A 13,098-nucleotide genomic window follows, 5' to 3' on the forward strand; every position below is an offset into this window, starting at 1 on the left:
TTTCGTTATCAATTAATCTGTAATGTCAGAAAGGTGGAGACTATTGGGATCATGTTTATCCCGTTTAATTACCTTATACATCATTCAGAAATGAGTACAGAAGGTAATAAAAAGCCAAGCAATGTTATTTGTGACAGCTTGGCTTTAAAAATAGCATTTTAGCTATGAATAAAATTAGTAAATGCCTATTAATCGTGCTTAATTAAGCCGTAATCACTATCTAAAATTGCGATTACTTCACTTCTTGGGTCACTAGGAATAGTGATTTCTTGACCAATAATTTTACTCGCAATGCCAACGTAGGTATCAGACACTTCAAGCATCACTGATTCTGGCAAGGTATAGTCTTTAGCAAGCTGCTCACGCTCGCCCATACGGTCTTTATTTAATAACACGTCGCTGTCTGGCACGTTATTAATTAATAACTGGCGGAAACCCTCTTTTGAGTTTTCAATGATTTTACCGTCACGGTAAGCTGGACCATCCCAGATACGTGATGAGTCTGGTGTGCCTACTTCATCGATATAGATAAGCTTATCTGAACCATCAATGTCTTCAACATAACCAAATTCAAATTTAGTATCGACAAAGATTTGATCAAGCTGTGCAAGTTCATCACTGATCAGCTTAAAGCCTTCAACAAGTAATTGCTCATATTTAGCGACATCATCTTCAGATTTGAAGTTAAAAACAGCTAAGTTATTCGTAATATTTTCACGGGTAATATTTACATCATCTACTTCGGGGATCTCAGCAACACCGGTAATAATGCCTTTCGTTGATGGCGTAATTAACACTTCATCTAACTTTTGGTTCGCAGCTAAGCCTTCTGGTAAATCAATACCACAGAAACTACGTGTACCTTTCGCGTAGTCACGCCACATACTGCCAGTAATATATTGGCGCGCAATGGCTTCAACTTTTACTGTACTTGCTTTACGCACAATCCATACATATGGATGTGGAATATCAACAATATGGTTACCAGCAAGACCTGCTTTATCAAATAACTTAAACCAATGAGACGCAACAGAGTTTAGCGCGATGCCTTTACCAGGCACCCCATTTAAACCGTTTTCACCTTGCCAAATACAATCAAACGCAGAAATACGGTCAGAAATAACCATAATAGCTAGCTCAGTTCCTTTTGGAACTTGATAACCTTTTTCATTAATTAAACGAGCACTGTCTTCATCAGTTAACCAATAAACTGAACGCACTTTACCACTGTGTACCGCACCTTTGGTACGGATCGGTAAGTCATCGTTTACGTCTAAAACTTTATAGCTAGTCATGCTATCTCCGATAGTATTTGGCATGCTCATGTGAGCACATGTATGGGATTGGGGTTATGGCCGCCTATAATAATCTAGACGCCTTGAAAGCTCAATCATTGCACTATCATCAGCAGCCTACGGACGTGATAAAAAACATAAAAATTTAAACTTCCAGTAATTTTGCTGTCATAAACATTATTTCGCTATAATAGCGACCTCGCAATAGGAGGTTTTCTTGGATTACTTAGCAGCTACCGCAAACAAAAAATACTTAATGTTTATTTCGCAGAACTATTCGTACGCGATCTTACGCCCATTACAACGGGAGATTTTAGCCCGAGGTGGCGAAGTTCGCTGGTTTTTGTACGGCGATGAAGTAAATCCAAACTTCCTTCACCAAGATGAGATTCGATTATTATCAGTAGATGAGCTCAAAGACTGGCGCCCAGATATCGTGTATGTACCAGGGAATGTGGTGCCGGATTTCATCCCTGGAAAAAAAGTGGCTGTTTTCCATGGTTTCAATTCAGGAAAGCGCATGAATAAAGGTGTTGATAATCACTTTAATATTCGAGGGTGCTTCGACTTATATTGCACTCAAGGGCCAACAACCACGACTACTTTTTTAGAGCTTGCCCAGCAACATGGATTCTTTAAAGTAAAAGAAACGGGCTGGCCGACGCTCGATCCTTACTTTAGTGAGATTGAAAACAATCCATACAAAAATCATGATGACAACAGAAAAACCTTATTGATTTGCTCGACTTTCTCAAAGCGCCTTTCTCTTGCACCTAAATTATACGAACAAATAAAAGCATACAGTGAACAAGGCAAGTGGCGAATTTTGGTGCAATTTCACCCAAAAATGCCAAGCGAGATTGTTGAACAATACAAGGCTCTACAAAACGACAATCTAACCTTTGTCGAGACTGATAACGTATTACCACTATTACAAGCAGCGGATGTTATGCTGTGTGATACCTCGTCTATTTTGCTCATGTTTATCTTACAAAGAAAACCTGTGGTGACTTTTTGTAATCATGGTGCTGGTGAACATTTAGTTGATATTACAGATGCAGATAAAGTTGCCGAGGCAATTGACTATGCATTGAGTAAGCCTGCGGAATTAATGGCAAAAATCGAACACTTCTGCCAGCAACTGCATCCTTACCAAGACGGCTTATCGAGTCAACGTGTACTTGCTGCTAGCAATGAATTACTATTGAGCAATCCTGCACTTAAGCCGAAACCACGTAATTTTATTCGTAATTTTAAAATGCGCAAAGAGTTAAATTACTGGCGATGGTAACAATTCATAGGTCGTTATGATCACGCTTGAAAATGTGCTTTTTAAATGGCACGCAAAACAACCTGAGCCGACGATCAATATTACTAAGCTAGATATTGATCAAGGCGAACATGTTTTTCTTCACGGTCCAAGTGGTTGTGGTAAATCAACGTTATTATCCCTGCTTGCTGGTGTCACAGTGCCAACACAAGGCAATATCCAGCTTCTTGGTAAAGCGATTAACCAACTGAGTAATAGTAAACGTGACCGTTTTCGTGCCGACCATATTGGCTATATTTTTCAAAACTTTAATTTACTGCCCTATTTATCGCCCATTGAAAACGTGACTTTGGGTTGCCAATTTTCAAAGCAAAGGCAAAAAAACGCATTAAAAAATAGTGCAGCAATAGCCGCGGAGGCAAGCCGCCTACTCACTGCTTTAGGATTAAACGACGCCTTGCAACATCAAGCCGTTGCACAGCTGAGTATAGGTCAGCAACAAAGAGTTGCCGCAGCGCGAGCTTTTATCGGCAGCCCTGAAATTATCATTGCAGATGAACCTACCTCAGCACTCGACACGCAAAATCGCCAAGCCTTCGTAAAATTATTATTTGAACAGGCAAACGCAGCAAATAGCACGCTAATTTTTGTTAGCCATGATGAAACATTACAAACGCTATTTACCCGCAGTATCAGCCTTGTTGAGTTACAAGGAGGCACAGATGCTACTCATTAAACTCGCCACAAAAAGTTTATTAAACCGAAAGGCCAGCGCCCTTCTCACCCTGTTTACCATTGCTATCAGCGTAATGCTACTCATGTCGATTGAGCGGGTTCGTGTCGATGCTAAAAGTAGCTTTAGCAATACAATTTCTGGTACTGATTTAATTGTCGGTGCGCGTACCGGTGATATCCAACTACTGCTGTCTTCGGTATTTCGGATTGGCCATGCTAATAATGGTGTGAGTTGGAAAAGCTACCAATACATCTCTGAGCAGCGCGGTGTAAAATGGGCTATCCCTATGTCGCTTGGCGACAGCCATAAAGGTTTAGCTGTACTTGGTACAAATAAAGACTATTTTGAGCACTATCGCTTTGCTAAAAAACAGCCGTTAAGCTTTTCACAAGGTCATGAGTTTAATCATTTATTTGAGGTTGTACTAGGGGCTGAGGTTGCCAATACCCTTGGCTATCAACTTGGTGATGAAGTGGTGATTGCACACGGCATGGGCAATACCAGCTTTCATAATCATGACGATAACCCATTTAAAGTAGTTGGTATTTTAAAACCAACGGGGACACCTGTTGATAAAACCCTGCATATCCCACTTGCAGCAATTGACGCGATTCATGGCGGTCATGCTCATCAGCATGAAGCCGCTCAGGCTGATGCAAATGACCATGACCATGACCATGACCATGACCATGACCATGACCAGCATGATGATGTTGATTTAGTTGGCACACCAAAACAAATAACCGCTTTTTTACTTGGTTTTGATTCACCACTTTATACCTTACAAGTGCGTCGTAATATTAACCAATACAAAGATGAGGCACTGCTTGCCATCATGCCGGGTGTTACTTTGCGTGAACTCTGGGAAATGCTCTCTATCGTTGAAAAAATCTTACTGCTATTTTCTATCGTCGTGGTGCTGATCAGTTTGCTTGGCATGTTAACTAGCCTGCTTTCAAGTTTAAATCAACGCCGCAGAGAACTTGCAATTTTGCGCTCTGTTGGCGCAAGACCTTGGCATATTTTCACCTTGATCAGTGTCGAATCATTACTCATTACAGGGCTAGGCTGCATTGTTGGCATCGCATTATTCTATGCTTTAATGCTACTCGGCGCAGATTACTTGCAAAGCCATGCCGGAATAAGCCTAAATATTGCTTTATTGTCATCCTATGAACTCATGCTCTTAGCTGCGATAATGGTCGCAGGCTTTATTGTTGGGTTAATTCCTGCAACCCGTGCGTATTTCTACTCTCTTGCTGATGGCATGAGTATTAAAATTTAAGGAATGTTATGCCGTTTTTTCGAAAATTCGTCGCTTTAGTCGCATTAGTTGTGTGTGCTGGAGCTAATGCTGGCGCACCTAAAGAAATCTTCTGGGAAGATTTAATTCCAAAAGGTCATGTGCAAATCGATACCCAAGCGCAAGCAAACCATGAAGGCTCTGAGCAAAACTGGGTGCAACCAGACCTTGATGCTCCCGTGGTAAAAGAACTTAATGGTCAATCAGTAAGTTTGCCTGGTTTTGTTGTTCCGCTTGAAGGCGACAGCGAAGTGATCACCGAGTTTTTATTGGTTCCTTATTTTGGTGCATGTATCCACGTGCCACCACCGCCACCAAATCAAATTGTGCATGTCACGATTAAAGATGGCGTGCCAATCGAAAGCCTCTACGATGCGATTGTCGTGACAGGCGTTATCAGCACCGAAACCTGGTCTGGTGAAATTGCTCAAGTAGGCTACAAGATGAAAGCCGTTGGTGTAGCACCATTTGAACTGTAATGAAAAAGCACGCCTTGGCGTGCTTCTTCATTGTTATTTTTGACAATTAGAGCAGTACACAGTGCTTCTTTGCCCTAATCTAATTTCTTTTAATGGCTCTTTACACGTTACACATGGCTCACCTTTGCGACCATAAACTAGTAATTGCTGGGCAAAATAACCGGGCTTACCATCACTTTGAGCAAAATCTTTTAATGTTGTGCCGCCTTGCGTGATAGCCGCAGCAAGTGTTTCTTTAATAATAGGCACTAATTGCTGATAACGCTTTAAAGACACCTTGCCAGCTTCTCGTTTCGGGTGAATTCCGGCCTTAAATAACGATTCATTGGCGTAGATATTACCCACACCAACGACCACAGCGTTATCCATAATAAACTGTTTTATCGGTACTTTTTTATTTCTAGACTGTTCGTAAACACGCTTTGCAGCGAACTCATCGGTAAGTGGCTCCGGCCCGAGCTTGGTTAGCAAGGTATGACATTCGCCTGGCGCTTGCCACAAACAGGCACCAAAGCGACGCGCGTCGTTGAGTCTTAGCGCTTTACCTGAGGCTAAAATAAATTCGATATGGTCGTGCTTTTTTAATGGCTCATCAGCACTCACAACTCGTAAGTTGCCCGACATTCCTAAGTGCAAAATAACACTACCCAGCTCACAACCGAGTAATAAATATTTTGCTCTACGCTCTACTGAGGTAACTTTAAGTCCTTGTAATTGATATACATCATCAGGCACAGGCCAACGCATACTGGCGTTATGAATATTTACTTTGGTCACTGTTTGGTTAAGCACATGCGGCGTTATTCCCAAACGGCTAACTTCAACTTCTGGTAATTCAGGCATCTGTGACTCTCTTAAAACGGGTATAACGGAAATAACTTAGCAGCATCAGCTTGTTCAAGCTCAAATACTCGTTGTAACCGCTTATCTAATAAATAGTATTGCTGATCTATGTTGTACAACTGATACACCGCTGGCAACTGCTCCCCGGCTAGCCACACGGAGGCAACATAATCAGCCGATGTCTGTGAAATTTTACTAACAGGGAGACTGGCAATAGTCAGTTTTTGATGTTGCCAAAGTTCAACGAGTTGTTCGAGCTGCTGCTCATCGCCTTGCCATGTGGTTTCTTGCAGTGATTGGCTACGCCAAGAGGTGCCGATACGCTCGATTTTTAATTCTGGAAATGCCATTGCTAAAATGAAGCTTTGCTCTGGGAGTAATGCTTGTACTCCTTCTTCAACGGGCTGTGTATTGAGCTTTTTATGTAGGCCATTGAAGAAAAAAATCATCAATAGCATCGAAATAATCACCACATTATTCCATGCTTTTCGGCTCAAGCGCATCAGTATCTTCCTCAGTTTTCAATATCTTAAAGTGTAACCAAAAAGGACATTAATTGGCAGTTGTAATTGATCAACAAAATTTCATGTCTGTTATGTATCAATCTGTCGATACTTTGCTAAAATATCCGCCAAATTTAAAGGAGTTCCGTCAATGTCAATGTATGTAGTGGGTCATAAGATCCCTGATTCAGATTCAATTTGCGGTGCAATTGCGCTTGCTTACTTAAAAAACCAGATCAATGAACCTGCGATCCCGACGCGTTTAGGTGAAGTATCACCTGAAACACAATTTATTCTAGATAAATTCGGTTTCGAAGCACCTGAGCTAAAACTTAGCTACGCGGGCGAAGACGTTTATATCGTTGACCACACAGAAAAAACACAAGCACCTGATGACATCGATGAAGCACGTGTTGTAGGTGTTGTTGATCACCACAAATTAGGCGACTTAACTTCGTCAACACCACTTGAGTGTTGGATCCGCCCAGTGGGTTGTTCAAACACTATCATCAAAATGATGTATGACTTCTACAACGTAGAGATTCCAAAAGATATCGCAGGCATCATGTTATGCGCAATCTTAAGCGACACTGTAATCTTTAAATCACCAACGTGTACAACAGCTGATATCAAGTGTGTTGAAGCACTTGCTGAAATCGCTGGCATCGAAGATTTCAAAGAACTGGGCATGGAAATGTTCAAGGTTAAATCAGCAGTGGAAGGCACACCTGCACGTGATTTAGTAATGCGTGATTTCAAAGACTTCAACATGAACGGTAAGTTAGTAGGTATTGGCCAGCTAGAAGTTATCGACCTTGCTGTATTTGATGAGATCAAAGCAGATCTTGAAGCTGACATCGCAAAGCTTAAAGAAGAAGGCGGTCGCCACTCAGTATTACTCCTGTTAACTGATATCATGAAAGAAGGCTCTGAAATGCTAATTGCGTCTGATGACGTATCAGTAATCGAAGCTGCCTATGATGTTAAATCAGAAGACGGTCGCGTATGGTTAGATGGCGTATTAAGCCGTAAGAAGCAAGTAGTACCACCACTACAAGACGCTTTTGCAAAGATCTAATCTTACGAAATAGATACAAAAAAGCCGATGTTACATCGGCTTTTTTTGTGTCTGAAATTTTCGCGGTAGTTAGATTTGCGTTGCATTACGCTGACGTAACACTTCAAATAAACAAATACCGGTCGCAACTGACACATTTAAGCTAGATACCGTACCAGCCATTGGGATTTTAACTAATAAATCACAATGCTCACGTGTAAGACGGCGCATACCATCCCCTTCAGCACCCATAACAACAGCCATTGGCCCTGTTAGATTTGCATCAAATAACTCAGTATCTGTTTCACCGGCAGTACCAACAACCCAAACGCCTGCATCTTTAATTTCACGTAGCGTACGCGCAAGATTGGTTACTTGTACCAATGGCACTGTTTCTGCTGCACCACACGCTACCTTGCGCGCTGTACCGTTTAGTTTTGCAGATTTATCTTTAGGAACGATAATCGCGTGTACGCCCGCAGCATCTGCACTACGTAAACAGGCACCTAAGTTATGCGGATCAGTAATGCCATCAAGCACCAATAAGAAAGGCGTTTCTTCACGGGCTATGATCTCATCTAGATCTTTTTCGTTGTACATGCGCGCCGCTTTTACATTAGCGATAATGCCTTGGTGCTGCTCACCATTTGCTTTATTATCAAGCGCTTTACGCTGCATAAATTGTACCGAAATACCGAATTTACGTGCTTGGTCAATAACCGGGTTTAAACGTTTATCTTCACGTCCTTTTAAAGCGTATATTTCTAAAAAGCGCTCAGGCTCTTTTGCTAATATTGCTTCAACTGAGTGAAAACCAAAAATTAATTCATTACTCACGTATTATTTGCTCCTCGGCCATTACGTTTACGGGCATTCTTACCCGGTCTTTTTGCCTTTTTGGTGGTTTTTTTCTTACTCTTCTTTTTGCCAGCTTTTACAGCATCAGCTTGTTTACTATTAGGCTTTTTACGCCCTTTAGAAGGTGAAGACTTGCCACGTTTTTCGTTGTCTTTATCGCCTGATTTTGCCTCAAAGCTGCCTGACTGCGCTTTTTTACCAGGAATTTTACCTGCTTTAAGCTGGGCACGAACACTTGGTTTTGTAGGGGCACTACGGCCACGACGACGCGCATAACGATCTTGTTGCGCTTCACCTGCTAACACTAAGTTTATGCGTCGCTCATCGAGACTGACAGATGACACCTGAACCGTTAGTTTATCGCCTAAACGATAAACGGTGTGCGTTTGTTCACCAATCAAGCAATGCTTAGCACCATCGTAATGGAAGTACTCATTGCCTAGGTTAGTTACATGGATCATGCCGTCGATTTGTAAATCATCTAAGCGTACAAATAGACCAAAGTTAGTTACCGATGAGATCACCCCACCAAATTCGTCACCAACATGGTCTTGCATAAATTCACATTTAAGCCAATCTGCGACTTCACGAGTCGCATCATCAGCACGGCGTTCAGTGGTTGAACACTGCTCACCTAAAATATCAACTTCGTCATCAGTGTAGGCATACTCACCCGATGTTTGCTGACCTTGCGCTTTAAGTACCGCTTTAATTGCACGGTGCACCACTAAATCAGGATAACGACGAATAGGCGACGTAAAGTGGGCATACGCCGGTAAAGCTAAACCAAAGTGGCCAATGTTATCAGGCTGATACACCGCTTGCTTCATTGAACGGAGCAGCATGGTTTGAATAAGCTCAGCTTCTGGGCGGTCGCCTAATTTAGTTAACACGTGAGTGATTTCTTTTGGTGTTGGCTCATCAGAAATCGCGGTTTCGATACCAAGCTCTGATAAAAAGTTTCTGAAGAAACCAAGCTTTTCAGCATCAGGCTCATCATGCACACGATAAAGCGCACTTGCCTCGTGCTTTTCTAATAATCGGGCTGCCGATACGTTCGCTAAAATCATGCACTCTTCGATAAGTTTGTGTGCATCATTGCGAACCACTGGCACGATTGATTCAATCTTACGATGTGCATTAAACACAAAACGCGTTTCTAAGGTTTCAAACTCAATCGCACCACGTTCTTGGCGTGCTGCTTTTAGTGCCATATACATTTGCTGTAAGTCAGTTAAATGCGGCACCATCTCGGCATATTCTTCACGCAGCTTTTCATCGCCTTGTAAAATCGCATTCACTTTCGTGTAGGTAAAACGAGCGTGTGAATTCATCACCGCTTCGTAAAATTTATACCCAGACAACTTACCTGCTTCTGATACTGTCATCTCAGCAACCATACACAAGCGGTCAACTTTCGGGTTTAATGAGCATAGGCCATTCGATAACACTTTTGGCAGCATCGGAATAACTTGCTCAGGGAAGTACACTGAGTTACCACGCTCGATCGCTTCTTTATTCAGAGGCGTGTTCATTCCTACATAGTGCGACACATCGGCAATGGCCACCCATAAACGCCAACCACCTGAAGGCTTGCGCTCACAATAAACGGCATCATCAAAGTCACGGGCATCTTCACCGTCAATGGTCACCAGCGGTAAGTCACGTAAATCAACACGACCTTGCTTTGCTTGCTCATCAACAAACTCACCTAAATGAGCAACTTGCTTTTCAACCGCTTCTGGCCACACATGAGGAATATCGTGATTGCGTAGTGCAACTTCAATTTCCATACCCGGTGCTAAGTGCTCACCTAGTACCTCAGTGACTTTACCTACCGCATTCATATGTCGGCTAGGGTTTTGGGTAATTTGCACCTGCACCATTTGGTTGTGGCGCGCGCCATTTTCACTACCCGGTAGTATCATAATGTCTTGCGTTATGCGAGGGTCTTCAGCCACAACAACTGCAATACCATGCTCAACAAAATAGCGGCCAACTATCGGTGCACGTTCATTGGTTAAGACCTTAATGATACGTGCTTCGCATTTGCCGCTAGATCCTTTGCGATTGCCTTTAGCAAGCACAATGTCACCGTGCAACACCATATTCATTTGGTGCTTGGCGATAAACCAATCTTTACTCTCACCTTCAACTTCTAAAAAGCCGAATCCGTCACGATGACCAATGACCTTGCCTTTAACTAAGCCAGATTCATCAATCAATGCGTAGCATTTAAACTTATTGAAATACAGTTGACCATCGCGCTCCATAGCACGTAAACGACGTTTGAACGCAATTTGACGCTCTGTATCATTCACATGTAATTCGTCACAAAGTTGTGTGAAGTTTGCTGGTTTGGCGCGAGATTCTAAGTGAGTAAGTATAAACTCACGGCTAGGGACGGGGTTTTCGTACTTTTCTTGTTCTCGACTGAGATTTGGATCCTGTTTTGACATTCACTATCTTGTTAGTTGGTTATGTTGTTATTTTAACCCATAACCTAACAATGAGACAGGCAAAAGCTATGAAACTTTTAAGAAATTAATTAAACCTGTTTTCGCACTCAAACTTGCTCAATAATTTAATAGCAAAATTAAGGACCTTATAACCACCCTTTTCTCTTTGCAATTCTCGCAGCGTCGATACGGTTACTTGCATTTAATTTACTAATCGCCTCTGACAAGTAATTACGTACGGTTCCCTCACTTAAGTATAATTTAGCTGCAATCATTTGCGTTTTTAACCCCTCTGCAGCTAACTTTAATGATGCCCGCTCTTTTTCAGTTAGTGGGTCTCTATCATCTAAAGCACTTAAAACTAATTCAGGATCTATCACTTTATGCCCAGACATGACTTTTTTAAGTGCTAGAATTAAACTATCACTTGATGCCTCTTTAAGAATAAACCCCTTTACACCAGCATCTAAAGAGCGCCTGATATAGCCTGCTTTAGAAAAAGTAGTCATGATTACTATACGACTTTCACTCTTTTCTATTGCCAATTTTTCAGCAAGTTCAATTCCTGATAACTCCGGCATTTCAATATCTGTAAGAACGATGTCAGGTTTACACTTTGGTATTTCAGCAAGCGCCACCTTGCCATTTTCAGCCTGACCAATTACTTGAATATTTTCATCAAGGCCTAAAAGAGCAGCAACAGCTCCTCTAACTAACGCTTGATCTTCAACAAGATAGACTCTTATCATTCTGCCCGCTCCGATTTAATACTCAAAGGCAATTTAATAGATGCAACGAACTGTTGATTACAAAAACTAAACTCGGCCTTTCCCCCTAGCTGTAGAGATCGCTCTTTAATTCCCGATAGACCATTTCCAAGTGTAATTTGGCTAGTTTCATTTGCATTATTTTTCATTTTAATGTCAACACTATCCAGTGTTTGTAATATTGATATTTCACAATATTTAGCACTACTGTGGCGCAATATATTGGTTACAGCCTCTTTAATTATTAGGTTAACAACTCCTTCTAATTTTGCCGGCAAGTCAACAACCTTAATATTACGAATAACTTTGAAGCCACTCTCCTCTAACCGAACAATTAACCTATTAATTTGTGTATCTATATCCAATTCTTTTAAATCAGTTACAACTTTTCTTACATCGCTTAATAGCTCCCTAGCCAACTCCGCAACCTGAAAAATTTCCGACCTTGCTTGAGCCTGTCTATTAGCTTGACTTAATTTGCTCGCGAGCTCCGCTTTTAAAGCGATTGAAGATAAAGAATGGCCTAACACATCATGCAAATCTCTAGCTATGCGCTCTCGCTCTGCAATTGCTGCAAACTGCTCTAACTGTTTGCTATTTTGCTTTTCTCGGCGTTTATGGAAAAATTCATTACGCCCTGCAATGCCATAACTAAATAAAGCGACAAGCAATATAAGAGAACCACTGAGAAAATACTCAGCATAATTTTCATTGATTATTTGGCTACTAGATAGCAAAGCTAAAAGTAGTATCGAAATTGCAAAAATACGCGCACGGTTCGAAAAGTTATAGCCTACAATATATGCTACAAAGCCAAATAAAGTCGCGGAGCCAACTGTTAGATAACTAGCAATGACACAAACCAAAATAAGCGACATTAGCTGCTGCCAAACTTGTTCTGTTCCTCTTAGTGTTGCTTTCACATACAAATAAATAAAAATTAAGTACAACAGAACAATCGTGAACATCTGCATAAAGTCAGTGCTTTCAATTTGGAAAATACTCGGAAGCAAATAGAATCCCGAAAAAAGCAGTGGCCCCCAATTCCAAAAAGAGGTCAAATTCGTTTTTTTATCCTTAAGCCGACTATTTAACATATACCTGCTTCTTTTAGTTGGTTTGAAATTTTAGCCCAATTATTCCGACTAAAATTAATATAATACAGATTATCTGAAATATGGTAATAGACTCTCTAAGCCATATCACACTAAATATTGATACCCCAACAGTACCAATACCGACCCAAATCGCATAACTAATCCCGAGAGGTAATGACTTTAAAGCAAATGACAAAAAGGCAAAGCTGGCCCACATAGCTGCAAATGTAACAACTGAAGGCCATAGTTTAGTAAAGCCATTTGACTGCTTCATAGCAAGTGCCCAAATAACCTCAAAAATTCCTGCAATTAATAAACTTATCCACGCCGCATTATTCATTTTTATTCCTCCAAAAAGTAGAGGCTTAACTATTACTTTTTCTACTTGCTGGAATAAGTGAATTTTGTCATTGATTGAACTGACAATTGTC

The 13,098-nt window shown here is 41.2% G+C and carries 13 protein-coding genes; 5 read left to right on the plus strand and 8 right to left on the minus strand.

Translation table 11 applies throughout. From position 1 onward, the window contains the following. Window positions 1-188: 188 nt before the first annotated feature. Window positions 189-1,295: a phosphoribosylaminoimidazolesuccinocarboxamide synthase gene (locus AOG27_RS09035; RefSeq protein WP_054552697.1), complete on the minus strand. Its 1,107-nt coding sequence runs from the start codon at window positions 1,293-1,295 to the stop codon at window positions 189-191. A 217-nt stretch (window positions 1,296-1,512) separates the two neighbouring features. On the opposite strand from AOG27_RS09035, the gene AOG27_RS09040 reads away from it, so the two are divergent. Genes AOG27_RS09040 through AOG27_RS09055 form a run of 4 tightly spaced genes read left to right on the plus strand, consistent with a single transcriptional unit; the run spans window position 1,513 to window position 5,083 of the window. After that, entirely contained in the window at window positions 1,513-2,586 is a 1,074-nt protein-coding gene (locus AOG27_RS09040; RefSeq protein WP_228482591.1) for a CDP-glycerol glycerophosphotransferase family protein, read from the plus strand. A 16-nt stretch (window positions 2,587-2,602) separates the two neighbouring features. Further along, window positions 2,603-3,301 (plus strand): ABC transporter ATP-binding protein, encoded by a 699-nt coding sequence (locus AOG27_RS09045; RefSeq protein WP_054552698.1) that lies wholly within the window; start codon window positions 2,603-2,605, stop codon window positions 3,299-3,301. Beyond that, on the plus strand, window positions 3,288-4,586 hold the full coding sequence (locus tag AOG27_RS09050; RefSeq protein ID WP_054552699.1) for an ABC transporter permease: 1,299 nt from the start codon (window positions 3,288-3,290) through the stop codon (window positions 4,584-4,586). The genes AOG27_RS09045 and AOG27_RS09050 overlap by 14 nt, the downstream gene beginning before the upstream one ends. Before the next feature lie 8 nt (window positions 4,587-4,594). Further along, window positions 4,595-5,083: a DUF3299 domain-containing protein gene (locus AOG27_RS09055; protein ID WP_054552700.1), complete on the plus strand. Its 489-nt coding sequence runs from the start codon at window positions 4,595-4,597 to the stop codon at window positions 5,081-5,083. A 33-nt stretch (window positions 5,084-5,116) separates the two neighbouring features. On the opposite strand, the gene mutM is transcribed toward AOG27_RS09055, so the two are convergent. Continuing rightward, on the minus strand, window positions 5,117-5,926 hold the full coding sequence (gene mutM / locus AOG27_RS09060; protein WP_054552701.1) for a bifunctional DNA-formamidopyrimidine glycosylase/DNA-(apurinic or apyrimidinic site) lyase: 810 nt from the start codon (window positions 5,924-5,926) through the stop codon (window positions 5,117-5,119). An 11-nt stretch (window positions 5,927-5,937) separates the two neighbouring features. Continuing rightward, window positions 5,938-6,429, minus strand: a complete 492-nt coding sequence (locus AOG27_RS09065; RefSeq protein ID WP_054552702.1) for a hypothetical protein — start codon at window positions 6,427-6,429, stop codon at window positions 5,938-5,940. Window positions 6,430-6,580: 151 nt separating this feature from the next. On the opposite strand from AOG27_RS09065, the gene AOG27_RS09070 reads away from it, so the two are divergent. Beyond that, the gene (locus AOG27_RS09070) at window positions 6,581-7,507 is read left to right on the plus strand and encodes a manganese-dependent inorganic pyrophosphatase (protein WP_054552703.1); all 927 of its coding nucleotides are present in this window, start codon (window positions 6,581-6,583) and stop codon (window positions 7,505-7,507) included. 69 nt (window positions 7,508-7,576) lie between these two features. On the opposite strand, the gene rlmB is transcribed toward AOG27_RS09070, so the two are convergent. From rlmB to AOG27_RS09095, 5 genes are all read right to left on the minus strand, one after another. Continuing rightward, on the minus strand, window positions 7,577-8,323 hold the full coding sequence (gene rlmB / locus AOG27_RS09075; RefSeq protein ID WP_054552704.1) for a 23S rRNA (guanosine(2251)-2'-O)-methyltransferase RlmB: 747 nt from the start codon (window positions 8,321-8,323) through the stop codon (window positions 7,577-7,579). After that, window positions 8,320-10,803: a ribonuclease R gene (rnr, locus tag AOG27_RS09080; RefSeq protein WP_054552705.1), complete on the minus strand. Its 2,484-nt coding sequence runs from the start codon at window positions 10,801-10,803 to the stop codon at window positions 8,320-8,322. Before rnr ends, rlmB begins: the two co-directional genes overlap by 4 nt. Before the next feature lie 146 nt (window positions 10,804-10,949). After that, window positions 10,950-11,552: a response regulator transcription factor gene (locus tag AOG27_RS09085; RefSeq protein ID WP_054552706.1), complete on the minus strand. Its 603-nt coding sequence runs from the start codon at window positions 11,550-11,552 to the stop codon at window positions 10,950-10,952. Then, complete coding sequence (locus AOG27_RS09090) at window positions 11,549-12,667, minus strand: sensor histidine kinase (protein WP_054552707.1); 1,119 nt, start codon at window positions 12,665-12,667, stop codon at window positions 11,549-11,551. Before AOG27_RS09090 ends, AOG27_RS09085 begins: the two co-directional genes overlap by 4 nt. A 13-nt stretch (window positions 12,668-12,680) precedes the next feature. Further along, on the minus strand, window positions 12,681-13,007 hold the full coding sequence (locus tag AOG27_RS09095; RefSeq protein ID WP_054552883.1) for a DMT family transporter: 327 nt from the start codon (window positions 13,005-13,007) through the stop codon (window positions 12,681-12,683). Between the last annotated feature and the right edge of the window lie 91 nt (window positions 13,008-13,098).

The sequence above is a fragment of the Pseudoalteromonas lipolytica genome (assembly GCF_001306915.1).
Taxonomy (GTDB): domain Bacteria; phylum Pseudomonadota; class Gammaproteobacteria; order Enterobacterales; family Alteromonadaceae; genus Pseudoalteromonas; species Pseudoalteromonas simplex.

What these genes read in the sequence shown, in the direction of transcription:
- rnr (WP_054552705.1), bottom strand. Translation starts at nt 10,803, where the DNA reads ATGTCAAAACAGGATCCAAATCTCAGTCGAGAACAAGAAAAGTACGAA.
- AOG27_RS09095 (WP_054552883.1), bottom strand. Translation starts at nt 13,007, where the DNA reads ATGAATAATGCGGCGTGGATAAGTTTATTAATTGCAGGAATTTTTGAG.
- AOG27_RS09065 (WP_054552702.1), bottom strand. Translation starts at nt 6,429, where the DNA reads ATGCGCTTGAGCCGAAAAGCATGGAATAATGTGGTGATTATTTCGATG.
- AOG27_RS09085 (WP_054552706.1), bottom strand. Translation starts at nt 11,552, where the DNA reads ATGATAAGAGTCTATCTTGTTGAAGATCAAGCGTTAGTTAGAGGAGCT.
- AOG27_RS09055 (WP_054552700.1), top strand. Translation starts at nt 4,595, where the DNA reads ATGCCGTTTTTTCGAAAATTCGTCGCTTTAGTCGCATTAGTTGTGTGT.
- AOG27_RS09035 (WP_054552697.1), bottom strand. Translation starts at nt 1,295, where the DNA reads ATGACTAGCTATAAAGTTTTAGACGTAAACGATGACTTACCGATCCGT.
- AOG27_RS09045 (WP_054552698.1), top strand. Translation starts at nt 2,603, where the DNA reads ATGATCACGCTTGAAAATGTGCTTTTTAAATGGCACGCAAAACAACCT.
- AOG27_RS09090 (WP_054552707.1), bottom strand. Translation starts at nt 12,667, where the DNA reads ATGTTAAATAGTCGGCTTAAGGATAAAAAAACGAATTTGACCTCTTTT.
- AOG27_RS09070 (WP_054552703.1), top strand. Translation starts at nt 6,581, where the DNA reads ATGTCAATGTATGTAGTGGGTCATAAGATCCCTGATTCAGATTCAATT.
- AOG27_RS09050 (WP_054552699.1), top strand. Translation starts at nt 3,288, where the DNA reads ATGCTACTCATTAAACTCGCCACAAAAAGTTTATTAAACCGAAAGGCC.
- mutM (WP_054552701.1), bottom strand. Translation starts at nt 5,926, where the DNA reads ATGCCTGAATTACCAGAAGTTGAAGTTAGCCGTTTGGGAATAACGCCG.